The organism is Pantoea sp. BR_17, from assembly GCF_041955125.1.
Classification (GTDB): Bacteria; Pseudomonadota; Gammaproteobacteria; order Enterobacterales; family Enterobacteriaceae; genus Pantoea; species Pantoea stewartii.
Window position 1 is genome coordinate 41,661 of sequence record NZ_JAVAXT010000009.1, and the last position, 24,295, is coordinate 65,955.

General features: G+C 53.1%; 19 protein-coding genes and 4 tRNA genes. 6 read left to right on the top strand and 17 right to left on the bottom strand.

Annotated features, from left to right (window positions below; genetic code table 11):
• Positions 1 to 2: 2 nt before the first annotated feature.
• Positions 3 to 2,561, bottom strand: coding sequence for a class I adenylate cyclase (locus RAC60_RS14655; protein ID WP_033737355.1), 2,559 nt, complete (start codon positions 2,559 to 2,561; stop codon positions 3 to 5).
• A gap of 311 nt (positions 2,562 to 2,872) precedes the next feature.
• Here RAC60_RS14655 and hemC point away from each other — a divergent pair, with 311 nt between their 5' ends.
• Genes hemC through hemY form a run of 4 tightly spaced genes read left to right on the top strand, consistent with a single transcriptional unit; the run spans position 2,873 to position 6,896 of the window.
• Positions 2,873 to 3,814, top strand: a complete 942-nt coding sequence (gene hemC / locus RAC60_RS14660) for a hydroxymethylbilane synthase (RefSeq protein WP_039339259.1) — start codon at positions 2,873 to 2,875, stop codon at positions 3,812 to 3,814.
• The gene (hemD, locus tag RAC60_RS14665; RefSeq protein WP_006121445.1) at positions 3,811 to 4,539 is read left to right on the top strand and encodes a uroporphyrinogen-III synthase; all 729 of its coding nucleotides are present in this window, start codon (positions 3,811 to 3,813) and stop codon (positions 4,537 to 4,539) included. The genes hemC and hemD overlap by 4 nt, the downstream gene beginning before the upstream one ends.
• 24 nt (positions 4,540 to 4,563) lie before the next feature.
• A complete protein-coding gene (hemX, locus tag RAC60_RS14670; RefSeq protein WP_375093958.1) occupies positions 4,564 to 5,697 on the top strand; it encodes a uroporphyrinogen-III C-methyltransferase in 1,134 nt (377 codons plus the stop codon).
• A gap of 2 nt (positions 5,698 to 5,699) precedes the next feature.
• Positions 5,700 to 6,896 carry a protoheme IX biogenesis protein HemY gene (gene hemY / locus RAC60_RS14675; protein WP_033737352.1) on the top strand — a complete coding sequence of 399 codons (1,197 nt, stop codon included), beginning with the start codon at positions 5,700 to 5,702 and terminating at the stop codon, positions 6,894 to 6,896.
• Positions 6,897 to 7,699: 803 nt separating this feature from the next.
• Here hemY and RAC60_RS14680 read toward each other — a convergent pair.
• From RAC60_RS14680 to trxA, 16 genes are all read right to left on the bottom strand, one after another.
• Positions 7,700 to 7,776, bottom strand: a tRNA-Pro gene (locus tag RAC60_RS14680).
• Positions 7,777 to 7,797: 21 nt separating this feature from the next.
• Positions 7,798 to 7,884 (bottom strand) — tRNA-Leu (locus RAC60_RS14685).
• A gap of 16 nt (positions 7,885 to 7,900) precedes the next feature.
• Positions 7,901 to 7,976 (bottom strand) — tRNA-His (locus RAC60_RS14690).
• A gap of 95 nt (positions 7,977 to 8,071) precedes the next feature.
• Positions 8,072 to 8,148 (bottom strand) — tRNA-Arg (locus RAC60_RS14695).
• A 157-nt stretch (positions 8,149 to 8,305) separates the two neighbouring features.
• Entirely contained in the window at positions 8,306 to 9,046 is a 741-nt protein-coding gene (gene wecG, locus RAC60_RS14700; protein WP_375093959.1) for a lipopolysaccharide N-acetylmannosaminouronosyltransferase, read from the bottom strand.
• Between the two features lie 42 nt (positions 9,047 to 9,088).
• The gene (gene wzyE / locus RAC60_RS14705) at positions 9,089 to 10,432 is read right to left on the bottom strand and encodes an ECA oligosaccharide polymerase (protein ID WP_006121440.1); all 1,344 of its coding nucleotides are present in this window, start codon (positions 10,430 to 10,432) and stop codon (positions 9,089 to 9,091) included.
• Positions 10,429 to 11,496, bottom strand: coding sequence for a TDP-N-acetylfucosamine:lipid II N-acetylfucosaminyltransferase (locus tag RAC60_RS14710; protein WP_375093960.1), 1,068 nt, complete (start codon positions 11,494 to 11,496; stop codon positions 10,429 to 10,431). The genes wzyE and RAC60_RS14710 overlap by 4 nt, the downstream gene beginning before the upstream one ends.
• Positions 11,493 to 12,743 (bottom strand): lipid III flippase WzxE, encoded by a 1,251-nt coding sequence (gene wzxE, locus RAC60_RS14715; protein ID WP_039339227.1) that lies wholly within the window; start codon positions 12,741 to 12,743, stop codon positions 11,493 to 11,495. Before wzxE ends, RAC60_RS14710 begins: the two co-directional genes overlap by 4 nt.
• Entirely contained in the window at positions 12,743 to 13,873 is a 1,131-nt protein-coding gene (rffA, locus tag RAC60_RS14720; RefSeq protein WP_375093961.1) for a dTDP-4-amino-4,6-dideoxygalactose transaminase, read from the bottom strand. Before rffA ends, wzxE begins: the two co-directional genes overlap by 1 nt.
• Positions 13,860 to 14,567, bottom strand: a complete 708-nt coding sequence (gene rffC / locus RAC60_RS14725) for a dTDP-4-amino-4,6-dideoxy-D-galactose acyltransferase (RefSeq protein WP_375093962.1) — start codon at positions 14,565 to 14,567, stop codon at positions 13,860 to 13,862. Before rffC ends, rffA begins: the two co-directional genes overlap by 14 nt.
• A gap of 35 nt (positions 14,568 to 14,602) precedes the next feature.
• A complete protein-coding gene (wecC, locus tag RAC60_RS14730) occupies positions 14,603 to 15,862 on the bottom strand; it encodes a UDP-N-acetyl-D-mannosamine dehydrogenase (protein WP_164482733.1) in 1,260 nt (419 codons plus the stop codon).
• Positions 15,859 to 16,989: a non-hydrolyzing UDP-N-acetylglucosamine 2-epimerase gene (wecB, locus tag RAC60_RS14735; protein WP_033737347.1), complete on the bottom strand. Its 1,131-nt coding sequence runs from the start codon at positions 16,987 to 16,989 to the stop codon at positions 15,859 to 15,861. Before wecB ends, wecC begins: the two co-directional genes overlap by 4 nt.
• Before the next feature lie 10 nt (positions 16,990 to 16,999).
• A complete protein-coding gene (gene wzzE / locus RAC60_RS14740) occupies positions 17,000 to 18,049 on the bottom strand; it encodes an ECA polysaccharide chain length modulation protein (RefSeq protein WP_375093982.1) in 1,050 nt (349 codons plus the stop codon).
• Positions 18,050 to 18,075: 26 nt separating this feature from the next.
• Positions 18,076 to 19,161 (bottom strand): UDP-N-acetylglucosamine--undecaprenyl-phosphate N-acetylglucosaminephosphotransferase, encoded by a 1,086-nt coding sequence (gene wecA / locus RAC60_RS14745; protein ID WP_033737346.1) that lies wholly within the window; start codon positions 19,159 to 19,161, stop codon positions 18,076 to 18,078.
• A gap of 278 nt (positions 19,162 to 19,439) precedes the next feature.
• A complete protein-coding gene (rho, locus tag RAC60_RS14750) occupies positions 19,440 to 20,699 on the bottom strand; it encodes a transcription termination factor Rho (RefSeq protein ID WP_006121431.1) in 1,260 nt (419 codons plus the stop codon).
• A 341-nt stretch (positions 20,700 to 21,040) separates the two neighbouring features.
• Positions 21,041 to 21,373, bottom strand: coding sequence for a thioredoxin TrxA (gene trxA / locus RAC60_RS14755; RefSeq protein ID WP_006121430.1), 333 nt, complete (start codon positions 21,371 to 21,373; stop codon positions 21,041 to 21,043).
• A gap of 117 nt (positions 21,374 to 21,490) precedes the next feature.
• Between trxA and rhlB the strand changes: the two genes are divergently transcribed.
• Complete coding sequence (rhlB, locus tag RAC60_RS14760) at positions 21,491 to 22,783, top strand: ATP-dependent RNA helicase RhlB (protein ID WP_033737345.1); 1,293 nt, start codon at positions 21,491 to 21,493, stop codon at positions 22,781 to 22,783.
• A gap of 7 nt (positions 22,784 to 22,790) precedes the next feature.
• Positions 22,791 to 24,275, top strand: coding sequence for a guanosine-5'-triphosphate,3'-diphosphate diphosphatase (gene gppA / locus RAC60_RS14765; RefSeq protein WP_006121428.1), 1,485 nt, complete (start codon positions 22,791 to 22,793; stop codon positions 24,273 to 24,275).
• The last annotated feature ends 20 nt before the right edge of the window (positions 24,276 to 24,295 follow it).

Consider the following 24,295-nt stretch of genomic DNA (forward strand, 5'->3'; position numbering starts at 1 on the left):
ACTCAGTGCATCTGATAGCGTGGTTGATAGTCGTTGTTGTCGTTATCGGGCTGTGAGGCGCACAGCGCCGTTAATGTCTGATTCCTGAAGGGAATCACCTGATAACGGTCACCCACATTCACGATTTGGTAAAACTGCGGCAGGTTGAAATTGATAAAGCTAGAGCCGTAGGTAAAACGATCGTGTGACGACGAGTAAAAACGGCTGACATCCCGCACCAGCTCTTCTTTGCTGCCTTCACAGTGGTGGTAGACCTCAACGCGGTTACTTTCATCCAGGATATAGATATTGAAGCCGCGATCGTCAGTGGTGTCTTCAAAGAAGAACTGAATGATCCCTTCGCTGGCGTAGCCATTGACCACCGGCGGCAAAGGCGTCTGATTGGACTCAACCTTGATCGACAAACCGTGCAGCTTGTTATTGGATATGGCGCCATAGAACTCAACGGCGTTTTCCAGTTTCTGCACCGAAACCCCCATGCGTTCAAAGAACAGACCCCAGGTCTGGCCGGCCATGCGTAATGCCTTGAACCGGCCCGGCTCCTGACGCGTACTGGAAAGGCGCAGTTCAATACATTCAGACACCAGTTGCTGCACACGGGTACGAATCAAGCCGCGCAAATGCTGGCTATAGCAGAAAACCTCCACCGTATCTGGCGGTGAGGCATCCTGATGCATTTTACCCAGGATGGTCTTCAGCCCTTCTATCATCGCCTGCTCGCCACTAAAGTGCAGCGTACGCACTTCATTCCATGAGTTACGGTACAGCAGGTCAATGCTGCCAATTAAACATTGCTGCTGCTGGCCAAAGCTGAAGACATCGAGCTTACGGAAATCAAAATGCACCACCTGGTTACGGAACGCCGAGGTCGGATCGTGCTCAAGGTTAACGATGATCGCCAGGTGACGAATTTCACAGGGGCTGTAGAGCGCTTTGGGCGTGGGTGCAGGCAGGCGCAGCGGGAAATGGCTGGAGACATCATCAACCAGCTCCTGCAGGCGCGCCAGATCACACAACTCGTTGCCTTTGATATGCAGACGGGTTTTGCTGGTCAGCAGACCATTGAACCATGCCCAGGCCACCAGCTTATTGAGATAGCGGTTATATTCCAGCGGCTGGTGACTGATGATCGAGCTCATATCCGGCGCCTGATTATACAGATACCAGCCTGGACGATTGGCGCGGCCCGCCGGCACATGAATAAAGGTCAGGTTGGATTCGGACAGGTCGGGGGAAATCTGCGGATTAACCAGCGTCACCTTGCCCGGCAAAGCCTCAAAGGCAGCGTACAATTTACGGGTCAGCACGCCGATATCCTGCGGGCTGGCACTGACGCTTAAATTGTTGCGGCGGGCAAAGCGGATAAGATTGCGATAGCTTTGCATCATGGCATCGAGCAACTCATTATGCGCTTCACGGACGCGTTCGATTTTCCATTCGGCACGGTTGTCCAGAATGGCGAGCTTTTCATCGTCCCAACCCCAGGATTTCACCAGCTGCGACAGAATTTCACGACGCCAGCCGCTACGTTGCTGATGGTCATCCGTACTGAGTTTTTCGCATACTTTCAGATAGAAGCAGCGGCGTACTAAATCGAGCCGCGGCTGATCGTCGATACTGGTGAGATAATGCGTAACGCGCTCCAGCATCATGCAGTAAGGATCCAGACCGAAACAGACGATCTCGCCATCGTGCAGTCGCTGTTTGATGTCCATCGCCAGCAGTTTAGTGTCCGGGTATTCCCAGCTGTAGGCTTCAAGCAGCAGCGTTTTCAGGACTGCTTTGTAAGGTGAGTCGATACTTTTATACAACTGCCACAGGCTGGCACCAAAATACTCTTCCGCTGACAGGGTACTGAGGCCGCCTAAATCAAGCCACTCGTTGGGCGTGAGCACGCCTTTCGCGTAGAGCGACATCACATAGTCATCATAGTGATGCTCTTCTTCGCCCGGCACCATATTCCACAGGATACGTTTACCTGCCATGCGCACGGCTGTGCGGTAGAACTCGTCCAGCAGCAGTATATGCTGAGTGGAACCGCAGTCCTCACCGCCAAGATTCCCGCTTTCGTTATGGCGGAAGCGGTTTTCATCGATCAGGAAGAAGCTGACTTCGATGCCCATGGAGGCGCACCATTTTTGCAACAGCGCACATTTGCGCTGCAGATTGAGGCGCTCTTCATTATCCAGCCAGGATTGATGGCACACCCAGATATCCAGATCGGACACGCTGTTTTGTCCAACAGAGGAGGTACTGCCCATCGAGTAAATACCGGTAATGGGCAGTTCGCCTTTTGGCGCGTCAACCAGGGTAAGTTCTTGCTCGCCTGTTAACTCGGCCAGTAGCTGCAGTTGGTTTTCATCAGGCGTGAAGACGTTGATGCCATGTGGAACGTTACCTTTGAGGTAACCCGGCATCAGCGGATGTTGATAATGTAATAAGATCGGCAGCAGACTGTAGACTCGCTGAAAAGCGGGTCCCATTGCAGCCAGCGCGCGATCTACGCGCAGCTGGTTAATTGCATCCAGTCTCTGTTTCAGTGTCTCAATATAGAGGTACAAGACGTTTCGCCTGGTTGTCCTGGAGTTAAGCACCCTGCTTCCGCTCTCTGCCACTTATTATAAAGATGTCGTGCAGATTATTGCTGGAAACGTGATCAATCTATCACTCGCCGGATTGACCGTAAAGAAAGTTACGCTACCGCTATTTTAGCACGGTTTCGTCTACTTTTCGCACACCCAACGAGCGGCCTGCGATTACTGCCTGATATCTCAGGTTTAATCTGCGGGCGGTTCTTTTCAATCCGTTGAAACTGACAGCCTTCCCTCAACGATGATAGGATATTCGATGAACGATCTAAATGGTTAACGGCATGTTAAACAAAATTTTCAGAATTGCTACACGACAAAGCCCTCTTGCCATGTGGCAAGCACAATATGTACAGCAGCGTTTGATGAGCGCCCATCCGGGTTTGCAGGTTGAACTGGTGCCCATGGTGACCAAAGGCGACATCATCCTGGATACGCCGCTGGCTAAGGTGGGCGGTAAGGGGCTGTTTGTCAAAGAACTTGAGCAGGCGATGCTGGAGAACCGTGCCGATTTGGCCGTGCATTCGATGAAAGATGTGCCCGTAGCGTTCCCGGCAGGCTTGGGCCTGGTCACCATTTGCCAGCGTGATGACCCACGCGACGCCTTTGTCTCAAATCATTACGCGTCGATTGACGAGCTTCCTCATGGCGCGGTGATTGGTACGTCCAGCCTGCGCCGTCAGTGTCAGATCAGTGCACGCCGTCCCGACCTGGTCATTCGATCGCTGCGCGGCAATGTCGGCACGCGGTTAAGTAAGCTTGATGCTGGCGACTATGACGCCATTATCCTTGCCGCCGCCGGCCTTAACCGCCTGGGGCTGGAAACGCGAATTCGCCAGCTACTGCCGGCTGAAATTTCACTGCCAGCCGTCGGCCAGGGTGCGGTGGGCATTGAATGCCGCCTGGATGACAGCACCTTAATTGGGTTACTACAGGCACTGAATCATGATGATACGGCTGTCTGTGTCAAAGCTGAGCGCGCCATGAATACCCGTCTGGAAGGCGGCTGTCAGGTACCTATCGGCAGTTTTGCGGTGCTGAATGGTGATGAGCTCTGGCTCCGGGGTCTGGTTGGCGCGCCGGACGGCAGTACCGTTGTAAGCGGCGAGCGCCGCGGGCCACGGTCTCAGGCCGAGCAGATGGGGATCTCGCTGGCCGAAGAACTGCTTAACAACGGCGCGCGTGAAATTCTGCACGACGTTTATCAGGGACAACCCCCCGTATGACGATTCTGGTCACGCGCCCGGAACCCGCAGCGGCAGAGCTGGTCTCCCGACTGCACGCCCAGGGTAAACAGGCGTGGAGCCTGCCCCTGATCGAATTCGCGCCGGGAGCTGACCTGCCCTCATTACCGGCTTCGCTAACCACGCTGCGCCGGGGCGATATGGTCTTTCTGCTCTCGCAGCAGGTTATCCACTATACACAGCATGCTGTCAAAGCATGGCCCGCAGACCTGGACTATTATGCAATTGGTCGCAGTACCGCGTTAGCGTTTCATACAGTGAGTGGCTTACAGGTGACCTGGCCTCATGCACAGGAAACCAGCGAGGCGCTGATCAAGCTGGCCACGTTGCAACAGGTGTCAGGTAAACGCGCGCTTATCCTGCGTGGCAATCAGGGCCGCGAACTGCTGTCAGAAACGTTGACGGCACGGGGCGCGCAGGTCTTCTATGCCGAGTGTTATCAGCGCTGCCAAAAACATTATGACGGTGCAATCGAAGGCCGCCGCTGGCGCGATCGTCATGTTTCTACGCTGGTCGTCACCAGCGGCGAAATGTTGCATCAGCTGTATTCGCTGTTCCCCGAGGTCGATCGCGAGGAATGGCTGCTCCGCTGCCGACTGATTGTCGTCAGCGAACGTTTGGCTTCTGTGGCCGCCAATCTTGGTTGGCAGGATATTCACGTAGCCGAAGGTGCCGATAACGATGCGCTACTGCGCGCGTTATGTTGAACTTAACAATGGGATGTGCCAGATATGACGGAACAAAAAGACACCTCCGCCGTGGTTGAAGAAACTACACCAGCGGTTGATCGCGATGCTTCTCTTCAGGAACAACCACCCCGCAAGCAAAAGAACGGCGGCATGATCCTGGGAGCGGTCGCGATCGTCATCGCTCTGGCGATTGGCGCAGGTTTATACCTGAACGATAAACACCAGGCCGAATTGCAGGCACAAACCAATCAGAGTCTGAGCGAACAGCTTGCCAAGCTACAGCAGCAGGCAAACAGCGATAAACAGCAGCTTTCTCAGCAGCTGAGCACCACAGAAAAAGCGTTAGAGACCGCTCAGGCACAACAGGCGGCTTCTGAGAAAGCGCTGCAGGCGTTGCGCGAAAAGTTAGCCTCCATTTCAGGAAACGACGTGCGCAGCTGGCTGGTGGCTCAGGCAGATTATCTGGTGAAACTGGCGGGTCGTAAGTTGTGGAGCGATCAGGATGTCACCACGGCCGCAGCGTTGCTGAAAAGCGCTGATGCCAGCCTGGCAGATATGAACGATCCCAGCGTCATGAATGTGCGTCGCGCGTTGACGCAGGATATCAGTACGCTTTCGGCTATCTCCCAGGTGGACTACGACGGCATTATCCTGAAGCTTAATCAGCTATCAAACAACGTGGATAATTTACGTCTGGCCGATAACGACAGCGATGACGCGCCGATGGACAGCGACAACGGTGAACTTTCTGGCTCTATTCGCGAATGGCGTCAGAACCTGGTGAAGAGCTGGCACAATTTTATGGATGACTTTATTACCATCCGTCGCCGGGACAACACTGCCCAGCCCTTACTGGCCCCGAATCAGGACGTTTACCTTCGCGAAAACATTCGTTCTCGTCTGCTGATCGCGGCCCAGGCCGTGCCGCGTCATCAGGAGGAGATCTACAAGCAGTCGCTGGAAACCGTCTCAACATGGGTGCGTGCCTGGTATGATACGAACGATGCCTCGACAAAAGCGTTTCTGGCCCAGTTGGATGAACTTAGCCAGCAAGATATCAATATGGATCTGCCAGACAGCCTGGAAAGCCAGCCGTTGCTTGAACAACTGATGCAAACGCGCGTGCGTAACCTGATGGCACAACCCTCTGCCGCCGCAAACCAGCAGGGAGGCTGATCATGCTTAAGGTATTTATCCTCTTTGTCCTGTTGATTGCAGGGATTGTGCTGGGGCCGATGATTGCCGGCCATCAGGGTTATGTGCTGATCCAGACCGACAACTGGAATGTGGAAACCAGTGTGACCGGCCTTGCCATTATCCTGATTATCAGTTTGTTAGTGATTCTGGCGGTGGAGTGGCTGCTGCGTCGCCTGTTTCGGACGGGTGCCCGTACCCGTGGCTGGTTTACCGGACGCAAGCGCCGTCGTGCACAGCGCCAGACACAAAACGCCCTGCTTAAACTGGCAGAAGGTGATTTCAGGCAGGTAGAAAAGCTGCTGTCCAAAGACGCCGACCATGCTGATGTTCCTGTCGCAAACTATTTGCTCGCGGCAGAAGCGGCTCAGCAACGAGGCGACGAAATGCGGGCTAATCAGCATCTTGAACGGGCAGCTGAACTGGCTGGTAATGATGTTATCCCGGTCGAGATTACCCGAACCCGCATCCAGCTGGCGCGACATGAAGATCACGCTGCCCGCCACAGTATTGATCGTTTACTCGAAGTGGCTCCGCGTCATCCAGAGGTCCTGCGCCTGGCCGAGCAGGCTTATATTCGTACCAGTGCCTGGAGCGCCCTGCTCGATATCCTCCCGTCCATGGAAAAAACGCAGATTGGCAGTGAAGAGCACCGCGCTGCGCTGCAACAACAGGCCTGGCTGGGTCTGATGAATCAGGCGATGGCCGATCAGGGCAGCGAGGGATTAAAACGCTGGTGGGGAAATCTGAGCCGTAAAACACGCCATGAGACCTCGTTGCAGGTGGCGATGATTGACCATTTGATTGAGTGTGACGATCACGATACCGCTCAGGAGATTCTGCTGGATGGGCTGAAACGTCATTACGACGATCGTCTTGTCCTGTTGATGCCGCGCCTTAAAAGCGGTAACCCGGAAGCGCTGGAAAAAGCGTTACGTCAGCAAATTAAGCAGCATGGTGCCACGCCTTTACTGCACAGCACCCTGGGTCAGTTGCTGATGCGCCATGGTGAATGGCAGCAGGCAGCGGAAGCCCTGCAACAGGCGCTGGCACAGCGCCCCGACGCTTTTGACTACGCCTGGCTGGCGGATGTGTATGATCGTCTGCGCCGTCCGGAAGACGCCGCAAAAATGCGTCGTGAAGGTCTGTTACTGACGCTAAAGAACAATCCCGATGCCTGATCTGTTAAAACCGGGTTCGCCCGGTTTTTTTACGCCCACAGGTTGAGACAAAAAAAAAACACCTGCCGAAAGCAGGTGTAAAATCAGGTCGGTTTGACAACCGAGAGGTACCCGACTCAACGTGGTGTCTGTTAATCCTGTAAGGCTTTCGCGATACAGGCAGGCAGACAACAGGTACCCAAAATTGGCTCTGCGTCATTCCCAGGTTTATGTAGCCGAAGCAGACATAAGAGGTGGAATGAGCATCTACGCGTTAATTATTGCATAATCCATGCCAGTTGCGCTTTTTTATTTTTTACTTAATTAAAACAGAGAGTTAGAAATAAATAATTTTATCACTCTTTGCGCGCAGCCTGGGAATTGTCGGGATAATGCGACACAGCGCTCGCTTTACGTCGCAAATAAGCGACACGTAAAGTAAAGGCGCGTCAACTTCATTTAAAACAATGCGTTAAGCGTCTCGATTCTGCGACAACCACTTAATGCCGGTTTCCGCGGAACTACCGTAAGCAAAGCAGGCTGGACAAACGAGCAATAGCGCCGCTTACGGCGGAAACGCAAACTAAATTTCTTTCTCACCACACCTGACCAGAAACCGCTCTCACAGATGCACATCGCCCTTTCGGCAAGACGATAAACCTGTTTGTGCAGACCGTTCTGGTGAGAGAAGACTATGCTTCCTGTGCAGGTTTTTGCATTCGCAACGTTGCCTCGCTTCGCCCGGCACAAACCGCCTTCGGTGGTCTTCACCCTCTTTTGTACGGACGAAAAAAAACCTGTCTTCTCAGACAGGTTTCTAAAAATGGTCGGCGAGAGAGGATTCGAACCTCCGACCCACTGGTCCCAAACCAGTTGCGCTACCAAGCTGCGCTACTCGCCGATTTTTTTAATTTGTTTTGCCTGGTGCGAAGAGAGGGACTTGAACCCTCACGTCCGTTAAGACACTAACACCTGAAGCTAGCGCGTCTACCAATTCCGCCACCTTCGCGTATCCCAGCAAAATCTGGGGTGGCTAATGGGACTCGAACCCACGACAACTGGAATCACAATCCAGGGCTCTACCAACTGAGCTATAGCCACCACTGTACTGAATGTTGTAAGTCAAACCTACAGCATTTAAATCTTTCTACCTAACGCGGTACTGATACCACCGAAGCTCATACGCACAAACTAAATGGCGCGCCCGACAGGATTCGAACCTGAGACCTCTGCCTCCGGAGGGCAGCGCTCTATCCAGCTGAGCTACGGGCGCGTAGCGCCGTTGCGGATGTGCATACTAGAGATAAGCGCCCATCCTGTCTAGTGCTTTTTAAAGAAAATAGCGCGTTTGATTACGCTTTGTGCATTTCGTCGACAAATAACGCATTTACGCCTGTGCGGACGCGAAATTCTGGCATTAATCAGCGATATCACAGATCGCCACGCCAGTGATAACGCAGGTATTTCACCAGCTTTAACTGCCTGCGCAAGCGACTGGGCTGCACGAGCAAGCGATAGAGCCACTCCAGCCCCAGTTTTTGCCAGAAGACAGGCGCACGCTTTACGTGTCCCGTAAAGACATCGTAGGTGCCGCCTACGCCCATATACAGCGCCTCTGGCCACTGCCTCTGGCAATCCGCCATGAAAAGCTCCTGGCGTGGTGAGCCCATCGCTACCGTCACCAGCTTTGCGCCGCTCGCTGCAATGCGGGCACACAGCGCCTCACGTTCAGACGGGACAAAGTAACCGTTCTGGGCACCGACGATGTTGACGTTCCACTGACGACGCAGCTTCGCGCACGTTTCATCCAATACCGCCTCACGGCCACCAATCAAAAACACCGGGGTCCCCTCGCGGCCAGCGCGTTGCATTAAGGCTTCCCACAGATCGGCACCCGCGATGCGCTGCACGGAGGCCTGATGATATTTCTTTCGAATCGACCGTACAATACTGATGCCATCAGGATAATTGAATTCGGCCTGCTGGATTTGGGCGCTCAACGCCGCATCCCGTTCAGCACTCAAAACCTTTTCCGCATTAATGGCCACCAACGTACCTGTACGGATACCGGATGGGGGCATCAAAAAATCGACAAACGCTGTCATGCTGTCGAAACCGTACAGGGTGATACCGCGAATCTCGTAGCGTGGTGTACCGGTGTGCGTACTCATATCTTTATTGTTTTTCCCTTTCATACCAGAGGTGCATCAGCGTCAGGATGGGCTATGCAGCGGACGTTCTCTACGGCTGCGAATCAGACCGACATGATTCAGTAATCCGTAAAGCAGTTTCGCTACCGCCAGGCAGGCCGCAAAAATAAGGCAAAAAAACACCACGCGGGAGCCAAATGCATCCAGCCCTTCACGCGCCAGTACAATCATGTTGAATACCGCACCAAAACAAAAACTTTGCAGAATGGCCCCCGTATAGCGATTTGACTCACTGCGTCCGCGCTTATACAAGCTATCAAAGCCTTTAATTATTAAGCCCACAGCCACAGCACCTGGCACTATCGCCCCAATACCGCCCATCACCAGCAGTGAACCGATCAAGGTAGGAGAGATCGCCAGACCTGAATGGTTATTAAGCACCTCCCATGTGAAATAGTTGGCACTGTTCAGGACGGTCAGAGGACGGTCGGGCCACAGCCATGACGGGATAAATACATAGAAATCACGCCACATGGGCGCTAAACCCTGAAAATCGATTTTATGGTAATTTTCGAGCAGCAACGCCAGATTTTCCCAGGGCGAAAAAGTATCCCGGGTCAGATAAAGAAAGGTATAAAACGCTTCTGCGCCCATTACGTCCAGGTTATAGCGTCGCAGCGCCAGCCAGAACATACCGGCAATGGCCATCACGCCAGCGACGGCCAGCATCCATAAGGTTATCCAGCCACGCGTAATTCCGATAAACAGAAACAGCGCAAAAGCGATGATGATATTGGCACGCGTCCCGCCAACCAGCGCATAGGTCAGCAAGCCAAAACTGACGGTGACAATCAGAAAGAGCAGCCAGTTACGGCGTGTAGGATGTAAAAAATACGGGATCAACATCGCCGGAATAAAGAAATAGAAAAAGCGCTTCAGAGCGACACCGGAAACCTCACTGGAAAAGATCTGGTTGTAGGCTGTGAGGCGAAATAATAAAAAGCCGTTATGGATGAAAAAAACCGTCACGGTCGCGATGGCGACCAGCGCCAGCAGGCCACAGGTCAAATGCGTCTCCACACGGTTCATCTGTAGCCAGGGCCGGGCAGGTGATGTCGCCATCGGCCTGAGACGGACCTTGTAACTGACAAAGTAAATGACATAAAACGCTGTGGCAGACAGCATCGCCTGCAGTAAAAAATCGGCCGGCACCACCTGAGTGTCAAAACGAAACACCAGAATGCTGGTAAGCGGAAACCCAAAATAAAAGGTCAGCAGAAACAGCAAGGTAAAAAACAGGTGAAAGTTAAATCGTTCCTGTTTCATCTCGCGTACATTCAGCGTGACGATGATCATGAGTGACAGCACGTAGACTAACAGCAGACCACTAAACGCCAGTAGACTCATGAAGGCTCTCCTTCGCAAAGGCGCAACGCCGCCTGCCAACCCACGAGATAGCCCGGCGCCAGAAACGCAACGTGCTGCTTGTCGCATCCCATGAGCTGTCGGCGCGCTTCTGCAACGATAGCAGGCGTCAGCGCATCATCGCAGAACAGGACCGGAAGCTGTTGCGCGGTGACATCACGCCAGAAAGGATTTTTACGCGTCAGCACGAAGGGGATATTGGCTTGAATCAACAAACACAACGTGCCTACGCCCTGCTGCCGCTCGAACATAAAATAGCCTAAATGGCAGCGCGCCAACAATGCCAGATAATCATCGAAGGCCAAATTTTCACGCAGTAACGTTACCTGCCCCTGAGGAAAAAGTCTGTCAGCGGCATTCTGAATCCGGGCAATATACTCATCGTTATTGGGCGGATAGCCAAGCGGCACCGCAATACGCACATTCTGGCCAAACTGCGCCCGAATCGCTTCCAGCCCTTCTGTATGACGATTACTGGCATCGCCTGAATTCCCCAGCAGCACCGTCAGGATGTCATCCGGGCGGGGCGTTATCGCCGCGGTGGGTAAACGGGTTGGGAAGTAAAGTAAGGTGCGCGGTACCGAAGGATGGCGTTGCTGATAATAATACAGATCGCCTTCAGTCGCGAAGACACGCGCAATCCGCCCCTGCGCAATACGACGCAGAAAATAAAACAGGCGGAATTTGAGGCTGCGCGAGTCTTCATATAAATCGGCGCCCCAGACGTGCCAGTACACCTGAGACCGGTGCAGCCTGCCACTCAGTAACGCCAGCCACAGCCAGGGATTAAACTGTCCATGGCAAAAGAAACGCTGCTCGCGCTGTTTAGCCCGGCGTAAAAGTGCTTCAGAGAGCGCTTTCTTGCTGCTAAACGTTTCAATGCGCAATGCATCAAAGCCAATAAGGCTTTCCGGCTGCCTGGTGACCACCATAAAGTGACGCGCCACAGGCGCAGGCAGTTCGGTGCTCATCACGTCATTAAAAAAACGCAACACCGTGAGATTGTGATGGGGAATATCCGATCCCAAAACGTGAATCAAAGTCATTTTCTTCGGCAGTAGAGAATAAAGGCGCCACAGCAGAGCGCGAAATAGGTAATGTACGTGAACATATAGGCTTGCGCTGCGCCACTGGCACCGTGTAACGGAATCAGCCAACGGGAAAACAGGGTCAGTAACGCAAACTGACTGATTTCCGTCAGCACATAAAAACGTAACGATGCTTTCGCGATGACCAGATAGCCAAAAACATAAGCCCCCACTTTAAAAACATCCCCACACAACTGCCAGACGAACAGATCCCGCATATCATGGAATGCGGCAGAAAACAGCAGGCGGATAGCGATATCCCGCATTATCCACACGATCAGGCTGGCCGCCGCGACAGCCGGCAACACAAAGCGCAATGCCCGTCCGATCTCTCGTGCAATCTCTGTTTTGTTTTCTAACCTGGCCAGCGTGGGCAGCAGCCAGACGCTAAAGGTTGCGGTAATAAACTGCAGGTAAGCATCGGAAATACTGGTTACGCCCTGCCATAAACCGACCTGAGCCCAGCCGTTGTGAGCGGCAAGTTGGTTTCGCATCATGACCCAGGCAACCGGAAGCGTGACGGCGGTGATCAGTGCCATCAGCGTATATTTTGCCAGCTGACGCGCCATCTCAGGCTGCCACTGCGGACGCAGCCAGCTTAAGGGCAGCGGCACACGATACCTGAATATCACCAGGGCAGGAATAACCAGTAATGCCGGCACCATCGCTAAACCGGTTAATGCGCCCGCGTACCCTCCCAGCCCCCAGCACAGCATATAACCGGCTACGCCAGTCACGCTGCCTGTCATCAGCGCCAACGCATTACCCTGTGCATCCCGGTAGCCTTTAATTAAAGCCAGAATGAGATTGGCCCAGGCAATGCCGAACTGCAAAAAAGCAACGATACGGATAACGTTTTGATAGCGATCGTGCCCAAACAAGGCGGTACTGACAGGGGCTGCAGCAAGCAAAAAAACCAGCGCCAGCAGTGTTGAAAAGCCTGTCACCATCGCCGAGGCCGTTCCAACCAGCGCGCGCAACGGCTGCGGTTGCTGGCGATATTGCGCGACAAAGGTTGTGACGCCGTTGAAAATCCCGGCCCCCGCCAGAACGCCCAGCACCGTGATCAACTGTCGAAAATTCCCCGCCTGACCAACGCCTTCCGGGCCGTAACTGATCGCCAGCAGCTTGACCACCAGCAGGCCCACGGCAATTTTGACCAGAGTTGAAGAGGCCGTCCATACAGAGGCTTTGGCTAATGACATCAGGAAAAGAAGCTCAGCAGTGAGCTGATAACCGTGCTCTGGTTATTATCTGACAGGTTAAAAAACAGCGGCAGCCGCAATAAGCGCTCACTTTCGGCCGTGGTGAAGCGGTCATCGCCCGCAAAACGGGAAAACTGCAGGCCAGCAGGTGAAGTGTGCAACGGAATATAATGGAAAACGGCCAGGATTTCGGCCTCTTTAAGCCAGTTAATCAACGCCTGACGATGTTCCTGATCGCGCAGTTTAATATAGAACATGTGCGCGTTGTGCTGACAGTCGGCCGGAACCGTGGGCAAGGTAATGTGGCCGCTTTCTGCCAGCGGTTTTAGCGCATTATAGTAGCGCTGCCATAACCGCAGCCGCTGCTGGTTAATACGCTCGGAGGCTTCCAGTTGCGCCCAAAGATAAGCCGCCTGTAGATCCGCCATCAGATAACTGGATCCCATATCGCGCCAGGTATATTTATCTACCTGACCACGAAAAAACTGGCTGCGGTTGGTGCCTTTTTCACGGATGATTTCCGCACGCTCAACCAGGCTGGCATCATTGATCAACGTTGCACCGCCTTCTCCGCCCGCCGTGTAGTTTTTGGTTTCGTGAAAACTAAAGCAGCCGATATGACCGATAGTGCCTAAGGCCCGCCCTTTATAACGTGACATCACGCCCTGCGCAGCATCTTCAATGACCAACAGCTTGTACTGGGCCGCCAGCGCCATGATCGTGTCCATCTCACAGGCAACGCCGGCATAATGTACCGGTACGATAGCACGCGTTTTATCCGTGATGGCGGCTTCGATCAGCGTTTCATCCATATTCATCGTGTCAGGGCGCACATCCACAAACACGATTTTTGCGCCCCGGAGTACAAAGGCATTCGCAGTGGACACAAAGGTGTAACTCGGCATGATGACCTCATCGCCGGGTTGAATATCGATCAGCAATGCCGCCATTTCCAGTGATGCGGTACAGGAAGGCGTCAGTAACACTTTTGCACTGCCGAAACGCTGTTCCATCCACTGCTGGCAACGGCGCGTAAAACCACCATCGCCGCAGAGCTTGCCGCTGCTCATGGCCGACTGCATATAGTCGATTTCGCTGCCCACAACCGGGGGCGCATTAAAGGGAATCATGACCTCTCCTGTAAAACCAGTACGCCGTGCTTTCCAGTCGTGCACCACTGCGTAAATAAAGACGCATCGCCGTGAGATTGCTGATTTGTGTTGCGACGCGCAGCCGATCGAGCTGGCGTACACGTCCCCAGTCAGCTGCCGCCAGCATCAGGCGCTGACCAATGCTTTGCCCCTGCGCCGCAGGCACGACAGCCAGTAAGCCAATGCGGGCATCGCCATCTACCTCACGCAAAGACACGAATCCCTGCAGCGCACCGCTGTCATCGCAGGCCACCAGACACTGATGATCAAAGGTGCCAAGTACCGCATTTTCAATCCACTGCGCGTAAAAACGTCCGCTCTCATCTGGCGCAAACCACGGCGAACGAAACCGACTCTGGCGGAAAGCCTGAGAAGCCGCCTCACGCAGTGCGGGGATCTGGCCTTGACGGGCAATACGAACTCCCGTTTGCCGCTCGGTTCGTTTAATCGTGAGGGACAACTCCGCCTCGCCCTCCACCAACTGGAACTGATGTTGATTCAGGACGTCAATAGTGGCGGTCTGATCAGCGGGCACTTTAATTTGAAACAACGCACAAGGATGCTGAAGCGCGCTTTCCAGCGGCAATGTTCCACCCGTTTCCAGTCTGACAGACTGGATGCCGAAAAACTGGCTCTCCCAGTCGAGGGGATTGACCTTAACGTGAACGGACATGTGTTCCTCAGAGCTTTGTTAATCAGCGTCTGTTTTCAGCGCCAGACACCTTTCGTATCAACGACCCATTGCTGGGTCACGTGCGCCGCATCAATGGCGCGGAACGCCTGATGATCGACCAGCATCACCAGAATATCGGCCTGTTGCAGCGCCTGCTCTGTTGACACCAGCGTGGCCTGCGTTTCCAGACGTTCGGGAATCTGCTCAATATGCGGTTCAGTCACCCAGGTACGACCCTGATGCCAGTCTGCAATCAAATGGGCGACTTCCATCGCCGGGCTTTCACGCAGGTCATCAATATTTGGCTTAAACGCCAGGCCAAAACAGGCAATCGTCAGATCGCTGGCGCGCTTATCGGTTTGCGTCAGACACTCTGCCAGTGCTTTTTTTACCTGCTCCAGTACCCAGTGTGGCTTGGCATCATTCACTTCGCGGGCGGTACGGATCAGTCGCGCTAAGTCAGGGTTCTGCGCCACGATAAACCAGGGGTCGACGGCAATGCAGTGTCCGCCTACGCCGGGACCGGGTTGCAAAATATTCACACGAGGATGACGGTTTGCCAGCGCAATAAGCTCCCAGACATTAATCTGCTGCTCAGCACAGATCAGGGACAGCTCATTGGCAAACGCAATGTTTACGTCCCGGAAGCTGTTTTCGGTCAGCTTGCACATTTCGGCGGTACGGGCATGAGTTTCCACGCACTCGCCCTGGAGAAAAATACGATATAACGCGCTGGCACGGGCAGAACAGGCTGGCGTCATGCCGCCAATAACACGATCGTTTTTAATCAGCTCAACCATGATCTGGCCGGGCAAAACACGCTCAGGGCAGTAGGCAATAAAAACGTCCGGTTCATCGCCCTGCTGGGGGAAACGTAAATCAGGCCGCTCGGCAGCCAGCCACTCCGCCATCTGCTCGGTGCTGCCTACCGGAGACGTCGACTCCAGAATCACCAGATCGCCTTTTTTCAAAACCGGTGCGATGGATATTGCGGCCGCCTGCACAAAACGTAAGTCGGGCTGGCGATCGGCCTGGAAGGGCGTAGGGACGGCAATCAAAAAGGCATCCGCCGCTTCCGGTTGCGTGGTGGCACGTAAATCGCCACGCGCAACGGCTGCCTGCACCACCTGTTCCAGATCGGGTTCGACGATATGAATGGCACCGCGGTTGATGGTGTCAACAGCCCGGGCATTGATATCAACGCCCACCACTTTTTTTCCCTTTGAGGCAAAAACGGCTGCGGTAGGCAGCCCAATGTAACCCAGTCCAATGACGGAAATGGTTTCAAAACTCATAAGTTGGCTCTGTTATCTTTTAAGGCTTGTAAGATTCGCCCGCAGGCATTGCCATCCCCATAGGGATTATGGGCGCGGCTCATGGTCTGCCAGGCCTCGTCGTCATTCAGTAATGCGCTGACTTCGGCAACAATCTTCGCCGTATCCGTTCCCACCAGTTTTACCGTTCCCGCGTCAACCGCCTCTGGCCGTTCCGTGGTTTCACGCATCACCAAAACGGGTTTACCCAGTGAAGGCGCTTCTTCCTGAATTCCGCCAGAATCGGTGAGAATGAGCCAGGCACGATTCATGAGCCAGACAAACGGCAGATACTCCTGCGGCTCAATCAGTACTATGTTCTTGATGTCGCGCAGAATGCGGTTAACGGGCTCATGGACATTCGGGTTGAGATGCACAGGATAAACGATCTGCGCCTCAGGGTGCTGACGCGCAATTTCGGCTAAAGCGCTACAAATACGCTCAAACCCCCCGCCAAAACTTTCCCGCCGATGGCCCGTTACCAGTACCAGCTTTTTGTTTTCATCCAGAAACGGATAACGTGCAGCCAGTTGCGCATTAATGGCGTTATCATCCAGTACCCGATCGCGCACCCACAGCAGGGCATCAATCACCGTATTGCCGGTAATCACAATGCTGTCATCGGGCAGATTTTCATCCAGCAGGTTCTGTCGGGAACGGGAGGTTGGCGTGAAATGCAGCCGTGCCAGATGGCCTGTCAGTTTACGATTGCCCTCTTCAGGCCACGGCGATGCCAGATCGCCTGTCCTTAAACCCGCTTCAACATGGCCGACAGGTATTTGTTGATAGAACGCAGCCAGACTGGCCGCCAGCGTGGTTGTGGTGTCACCGTGAACCAGAACAATGTCGGGTTTGAAATCGAGAAGGACGGTGTGCATGCCTTGCAGGATACGGCAGGTTATTTCCGTTAATCCTTGTTCAGGCCGCATAATATTGAGGTCGTAGTCAGGTTGAAGCTGAAATAAGCTCAGCACCTGATCGAGCATTTCACGGTGCTGTGCGGTTACGCACAGCCGTGATTCAAAAGCCGGATCCTGTGCCAGGGCCTGAACGAGTGGTGCCATCTTAATGGCTTCAGGTCGGGTGCCAAAAACTGTCAGAACTTTCACACTGTTTCTCTCAATCTTGTGTATCTGACATGGGTCGCCGACGACGTGCCAGTGCCACACCGGCGCCAACCAGTGCCCCTACCGCGCCCCACATCACCATCATAAATACCCGGCGTGGGCTGTCACGTGACACCGGCTCTTCCGGTGTACGTAAATAACGGTAGGTCTGAAATTTGTTGGTTAACGCAGGTCCTGCATCCAGTGTCGTCAGCATCGCTTTATTTTGATCGTAGCTTATATCAAAGCTCGGTCCCGTCGCACGCAGGGTGTCGAGTTGCCCCTGCAATAGCGGCTGACCGATTAAAAACAGATCGCTGTCAGCAAGACTCTCACTGACTTCATTCGTCTGTTTTTCAGTAATTCCTTTTTGGCTGGCCACCTTCAGCGCCTGTTCCAGACGATGAATGCGACGCTGGAAGACGGTATTCGCCACAGCTTCCTGACGCCTGACCTGTGCCTGAAGTTGCGCATCTCGTGCCTGCCACGCACCTTTTAGCTCCGCGTTGAGATGACGTGCTGCGCGCTCACTGGCATAGGCAATGTACTGACGCAACAGGTTGTTGGCATCGCTCGCCGTTTCCGCTTTCAGTTTGACGCTGTCGAACGTGTTACGCGCGGTATCCGCTGGCGTAAACTGGATGTTATCAATTAGCTCATCTAACAGGACCGCATCATTGTGCGCATTGCCGCTTTTCCGGCTTTTGTAATAGTCGGTTTGCAGCCAGAACTCGCGACGAGTATCCCAGGAGGAAAGCTGCACCAGAAACTCATGATAAACCTCATCCATCACGTTGGGAGACGCGCTGGTTAACGTCACGGCGTCATTGCGTACATCCAGGTTATTGAGAAACTGCTGCTGTGAATAGTACGAGCCCAGCATATTCACTGTTGGACGTCCTGTAATCGCCGTTGTGCTCCATACCTGTTTCATCAGCAGCGTCGCCAGCCAGGCTGCCACTGCAAACAGCACTGCGCAACCGACTATCCAGTGCTTTCCGCGCCACAAGCGGCAGCACAGGCCGCGAATATCCAGTTCGTTCTCCACAACGTTTGCAGGCATCACAGCGTCATCCTTTTTAAGACTCATCAGGGTTCATTTTTCCTGGCATTTCTAAAATTATTCAGGCGGCGTTTAAAGCGTCTGATTTTTCTTGCCACGCGCCATGCGTGCTTCAAACAATAGCCGTAACCCATGAAGGCAATCAGAAACAGAATTAACATCACCCATTCAGGTATAAAGGCAAGGTATTCTCCCAGTACGCCAATACCTGCAAGAAGTGCCGCAGCGGAAGTAATCAGGACGAAAGCCTGACGGGAAGTAAAACCGGCCCGCATAATTAAATGGTGAATATGCTGACGATCGGCAGAAAAGGGGCTCATTCCCTTGCTTAAACGACGATACATGATGGCTACCATATCCATTAAAGGAATGGCGATTAGCCACAATGCCGTAACAGGTGTAATAGGATGACTCAGGCCCTGAGTCGTTTCGAGCAAAATCCATATGATGGTGAAACCAATCATAGTGCTGCCCGCATCCCCCATAAAGACTTTGTAGCGCCGGCCCAGAAAACCGAGATTAAGAAAAACATAGGGTAATGTGGCGGCGATCATCGCGAAGCACCACATTGCGAGGCTGTGTTGGCCATCAAGGTAGAGAATAATTCCCATTGCCGCAAAGGTCACAATGGAAAGCCCCCCTAAAAGGCCATCGATGCCATCGACCATATTGAAAGCATTAATTGCTGCCCAGACAGCAAAAAGAGTGAGGACGTAACCAAACGGCCCGACAATCAATTCAACCGGGCCTATGATAAATCCGAGGCTCAGCAAATAGAGCTTGCCAAAAAACATCATCACTACAGCCACAATACCTTGTACTGTCGCGCGAATTTTTACGCTGATGTCGAACCTGTCATCCAGCGCCCCGACAAATACCAGTACGCCCGCGCAGGCCAGGTAAAGCATGGCGTGCGGCAGGTAATAATTAGTAATGTAAAAGGCGAAACAGATACCTGCATAAACGGATATGCCCCCCACCAGCGGTACTACCCCCTGGTGGCGCTTACGCATATTGGGCTTGTCAACCAGTCCAATTTTCTCGGCTGCTTTACGAGCAAGGAAAAGAAACGCCAGGGAAAAGACAAAAACTAAACCAAGCTCAGTACTCATAGTGAGTAAATTCACGTTAAACGCTCTCAGCTATCATCCTGGATACACACAATACGCGAAAGAAGGCGCATATTACCGTCCCAGATTCCGAATTCAGCATTAAGCGGTGTACGAACGGTCAACCGTCCACCACTTTCACCGTCATTATTATTACGTCTGCCAGACCACAATCCTATAGCCCGTAAATGAAAAACGCCACGTCAGAACGTGGCGTCAGAGCTATTTTACGATCTTTTAAAGTAAAAAACGCCATCCTGCTCAGATGGCGCTTAAAAGGATCAAGAGCGCTTCATCATGTCGAAGAATTCATCGTTGGTTTTGGTCATGGCCAACTTGTTAATCAGGAACTCCATCGCGTCGATTTCGCCCATTGGGTGAATAATTTTACGCAGGATCCACATTTTCTGCAGTTCTTCCTGAGAGGTTAACAGCTCTTCTTTACGTGTACCGGAACGGTTGTAATCAATGGCCGGGAAGACGCGTTTTTCCGCAATCTTACGTGAGAGATGAAGCTCCATGTTACCGGTGCCTTTAAACTCTTCGTAAATCACTTCGTCCATTTTCGAACCGGTATCCACCAGCGCAGTCGCGATAATGGTCAGGCTACCGCCCTCTTCCACGTTACGCGCCGCACCAAAGAAACGCTTAGGACGATGCAGGGCGTTAGCATCCACACCACCTGTCAGCACTTTACCGGAGGCCGGCACCACGGTGTTATAGGCACGTGCCAGACGCGTAATGGAGTCGAGAAGAATGATGACGTCTTTTTTATGCTCAACCAGGCGCTTAGCCTTTTCGATCACCATCTCTGCAACCTGAACGTGACGCGAAGCCGGCTCATCGAAGGTTGAGGCAATCACTTCGCCTTTGACCAGGCGTTGCATCTCTGTTACTTCTTCCGGACGCTCATCGATCAGCAACACCATCAGCACGCAGTCAGGATGGTTATAGGCAATGCTCTGTGCGATGTTCTGCAGCAGCATGGTTTTACCGGCTTTTGGCGGAGCAACAATCAGGCCACGCTGACCGCGGCCAATGGGCGACGCCAGGTCCAGTACGCGCGCCGTTAAGTCTTCGGTTGATCCATTACCGCGCTCCATACGCAGACGGCTGTTAGCGTGCAGCGGCGTAAGGTTTTCAAACAGAATTTTGTTGCGCGAGTTTTCAGGCTTGTCGTAGTTGACTTCATTAACTTTCAGCAGCGCAAAATAGCGTTCACCTTCTTTTGGTGGGCGAATTTTGCCGGCGATGGTGTCACCAGTGCGGAGGTTAAAGCGGCGAATTTGGCTGGGAGAAACGTAGATGTCATCAGGACCGGCGAGGTAGGAGCTGTCTCCAGAGCGGAGGAATCCAAATCCATCCTGCAATATCTCCAGCACACCATCACCGAAGATGTCCTCGCCGCTTTTCGCGTGCTGCTTCAGGATTGAGAAAATAATGTCCTGCTTGCGCATACGAGCCTGGTTTTCCAGCCCCATATTCTCGCCGAGGGTAATCAGCTCAGAAACCGGCGTATTTTTTAATTCGGTAAGATTCATAGTGATGGGTTCTTAAACTCGGGGTAATACTCGAAATGTTTGTCGTGAATGGTATGGCAGTTAATCCATGCCTGTTCTGTTAATGACTTTTCAACTCTTCTCAACGATCGTTGTCTTGAATGATGACTGGAAGCGAGGAGTCGGTCGATTTAAGTCAGAGTAGAGCTAGTCGTTAGATTGCTAAACCGCTGGTAGGTACAGTGCGACAGGGTTTAACAAGGGAAAACTTTGAATGCTAACTACAAGGTATGATCATAGTGCAGTGAAAATAAGTTAGCACGCTTAAAAGCGAACGTCCAGCAGGAGGAAAAAATTTAACCACTGCCGAACGTTCAGCCCGATTACGCCAGGTTGGCGTTCAGGAACTCTTTTAATTGACCTTTGGACAATGCGCCCACTTTCGTTGCAGCGACTTCACCGTTTTTAAACAGCAGCAGCGTCGGGATGCCACGAATGCCGTATTTCGGTGCGGTACCTGGGTTATCGTCAATATTCAGCTTAGCGATGGTCAGCTTGCCATCATACTCTTCTGCAACTTCATCAAGGATTGGGGCGATCATTTTACAAGGACCACACCATTCAGCCCAGAAATCTACCAGTATAACGCCGTCGGCTTTCAGCACGTCGGTGTCGAAACTGTCATCGGTCAGATGAACGATTTTATCGCTGCTCATGTTTTACTCCACAAGATTATGCCTGGCGAATTGGCGTAATATAAACCAATGTTGGTTGACTTTATTTCATCGGATACGCTTTCGTAAAGCGATAGTAAGCTGATATTCTACCACACTATGAGCAAAACACACTTAACTGAACAGAAGTTTTCCGACTTCGCCCTGCACCCACAGGTAGTGGAAGCCCTTGATAAAAAAGGGTTTCATAACTGCACGCCTATTCAGGCGTTAGCACTGCCATTTACGCTTTCAGGGCGTGATGTCGCAGGTCAGGCGCAAACCGGTACCGGCAAAACGATGGCGTTTTTAACGTCAACGTTTCATCATCTTCTTTCTCACCCTGCACCAGAGGGACGCCAGGTTAACCAACCACGCGCGTTAATTCTGGCACCTACGCGTGAACTTGCCGTGCAAATTCATGCGGATGCAGAACCGCTGGCGGCATCGACCGGCCTGAAACTAGGCCTGGCTTACGGTGGCGACGGCTATGACAAGCAGTTAAAAGTTCTGGAAAACGGTGTCGATATTCTGGTCGGCACCACGGGTCGCTTAATTGATTATGCGAAGCAAAATCACGTCAACCTCAGCGCCATACAGGTCATGGTGCTGGACGAAGCCGATCGCATGTTCGATCTCGGCTTTATTAAAGATATTCGCTGGTTGTTCCGCCGCATGCCACCCGCAACTCAACGCCTGAGCATGCTGTTTTCGGCCACGCTCTCGTATCGCGTGCGTGAACTGGCCTTTGAGCACATGAACAGCGCCGAATACGTCGAAGTCGAGCCGGAACAAAAAACGGGCCACCGCATTAAAGAAGAGCTTTTCTATCCTTCCAACGAAGAGAAAATGCGTTTGCTGCAAACGCTGGTGGAAGAAGAATGGCCCGATCGCGCGATTATTTTCGCCAATACGAAACATCGCTGTGAAGATATCTGGGGCCATCTGGCTGCGGACGGTCACCGTGTCGGCTTGCTGACCGGTGATGTGGCTCAGAAGAAGCGTTTACGCATTCTGGATGACTTTACCAAAGGTGACATCGATATCCTGGTAGCGACCGATGTTGCGGCACGTGGCCTGCATATTCCCGCAGTGACACATGTATTTAACTACGATCTGCCTGATGACCGCGAGGACTACGTTCATCGCATTGGCCGTACAGGACGCGCAGGGGCAAGCGGCCACTCAATCAGCCTGGCATGCGAAGAGTACGCGTTAAATCTGCCGGGTATTGAAGAGTACATTGGTCACAGTATTCCGGTGAGCAAATACAACAGCGATGCGCTGTTAAGTGAACTCCCGCCGCCGAAACGTCTGACGCGTAATCGTACAGGCAACGGTCAGCGTCGTGGCGGAAATAACGCCAGTCGTCGCGGTGCTCCACGTCATAACAACCGTAAACGTTCGGGTTAAGTTCACCATGCTAAGCGCATCGACACTCTATGCTGCGATTGATTTAGGATCTAACAGCTTCCACATGCTGGTAGTCAGCGAAGTGTCTGGCAGTATTCAGACTATCGCCAAAATCAAACGCAAGGTGCGCCTGGCTGCTGGCCTGGACAGCGCCAATCATTTGTCAGCTGAAGCGATGGCGCGGGGCTGGCAATGTTTGCGGCTTTTCTCGGAACAACTTCAGGATATTCCGCCTGACCAGATTCGGGTGGTGGCGACGGCTACGCTGCGTATTGCAGCAAATGCACAGGTCTTTCTGGATAAGGCTCAACAGATTCTGGGCTGCGCCGTCAATGTGATTAGCGGTGAAGAAGAAGCCCGTCTGATTTATCAAGGCGTGGCGCACACCACCGGCGGCTCCGATCAACGTCTGGTTGTCGATATCGGCGGCGGCAGTACCGAGTTAGCCACCGGTGACGGCTCCCATGCCAGCGTGCTGTTTAGTTTGCAGATGGGCTGTGTCACCTGGCTGGAACGCTTCTTTGGCGATCGTCACCTGGCGCAGGAAAATTTTGACCAGGCAGAACAGGCCGCCAAAGCCATGCTGCAGCCCATTTCGGCAGAACTGCGCAAACAGAGCTGGCAGGTTTGCGTCGGTGCATCCGGCACCGTGCAGGCGTTACAGGAAATCATGGTGGCACAGGGCATGGATGAGCGCATCACCCTGAGCAAACTCCAGCAGTTAAAGCAGCGCGCTATTCAATGTGGCAAGCTGGAAGAGCTTGAAATCGAAGGACTGACGCTGGAACGTGCGCTTGTGTTCCCCAGTGGGCTCTCAATCCTGATCGCCATTTTTCAGGAACTCAATATCGACAGCATGACGCTGGCCGGTGGTGCACTGCGCGAAGGGCTGGTGTACGGAATGCTGCACTTACCTGTTGATCGTGATATTCGCAGCCGTACTCTGCAAAATGTTCAGCGCAGGTTCAACATCGATGTGTGCCAGGCCGATCGGGTACGTCAGCTGGCTGAAAGTTTTTTTCGCCAGGTCAGCGTGGTCTGGAAACTGGATCAGCGCTGTCGGGAATTACTGCTGAGCGCCTGTGCTATCCACGAAATCGGGCTGAGCGTCGATTTCCGTCAGGCACCTCAGCATGCTGCCTACCTGGTTCGCCATCTTGATCTGCCGGGTTTTACGCCCGCGCAAAAAAAGCTGATCGCCTGCTTACTGCAAAACCAAAGCGGCAGCATCGATCTTGCGTTACTGACCCAACAAAATGCCGTACCGCCGCGTCTGGCAGAGCGCCTGTGTCGCCTGCTGCGCCTGTCGATTATCTTTTCCAGTCGCCGTCGCGATGACACCCTGCCTGCCGTACGTATGCAGGCCGATGATGAAGCGCTGAATGTCACATTGCCGGCGGGATGGCTGGATGTACATCCGCTTCGGGCGGAACTGCTTGAACAGGAAAGCCATTACCAGTCCTATGTACACTGGCAGTTATCGCTGACCTGAGTGTTTGCGGTTACGCCCGA